Genomic DNA, 1,050 nt, shown 5'->3' on the forward strand with positions numbered 1-1,050 from the left:
TGTGCGTGAGGTGACGGCTGGTGTCCTTGCTGCTGTGCAGTCCTTCCTTGCGTCTTCGGGTGGGGGGCGGCTGGTGGTGGTGTCGCGGGGTGCGGTGGTTGTCGGTGGTGAGGCCGGTGTGGTGGATCCGGTGGCGGCCGCGGTGTGGGGTCTGGTGCGTTCGGCGCAGGCGGAGAGTCCGGGCCGGGTGGTTCTGGTGGATGTGGGTGTGGGTGGTGGGGTGCCGGCGGGTGGGGTGCTGGCGGGTGTGGTCGGTTCGGGTGAGTCGCAGGTGGCGGTGCGCTCGGGTGAGGTGTTCGTGCCGAGGCTGGTGCGTGCTGGGGTGGTGCGGTCTGCGGGGCCGGTGTTCCGTTCTGGTGGGACGGTGTTGGTGACGGGTGGGACCGGTGCGTTGGGTGGTGTGGTGGCCCGGCATCTGGTGGCGGTGCATGGGGTGCGCAGTGTGGTGCTGGCCAGCCGCCGGGGTGCGGAGGCTGCTGGTGCGGCGGAGTTGCGTGGGGAGTTGGAGCGGGCTGGGGCGAGGGTGGTGGTGGCGGCGTGTGATGTGGCTGATCGGGGGGCGTTGGCGGGGTTGTTGGCGCGGGTGCCTGTGGATGCGCCGTTGGTGGGTGTGGTGCATACGGCGGGTGTGTTGGACGACGGTGTGATCGCGGGGTTGACGCCGGAGCGGCTGGCTGGGGTGTTGCGGCCGAAGGTTGATGCGGTGTTGGCGTTGCACGAGGTGACGCGGGATCTGGATCTGGATGCGTTCGTGTTGTATTCCTCGGCGTCGGGTGTGCTCGGTGGTGCGGGTCAGGGCAACTATGCGGCGGCGAACGCGTTCCTGGACGCTTTCGCTCGGTGGCGTCGTGGGCAGGGTTTGCCCGGGGTGTCGTTGGCGTGGGGTCTGTGGGGCGAGTCGAGTGCGATGACGGGCTCGCTGGGGGAGTCGGACCAGGCGCGTATGCGGCGCAGTGGTATCCGGCCGCTGTCCGCCCAGGAGGGCATGGCCCTCTTCGACACCGCCCTGACCGCCGACGAACCCACCCTGGTCCCCGTCAAGTTCGACCT

Annotated in this window: 1 protein-coding gene; it reads left to right on the forward strand. The window is 69.9% G+C overall.

Annotated elements, in window-relative coordinates:
* Positions 1 to 34: 34 nt before the first annotated feature.
* On the forward strand, positions 35 to 1,050 hold a 1,016-nt coding region (locus tag ACZ7KF_RS41585), incomplete at its 3' end, for a beta-ketoacyl reductase (protein ID WP_471087941.1).

The organism is Streptomyces sp. NPDC038200 (genome assembly GCF_055600785.1).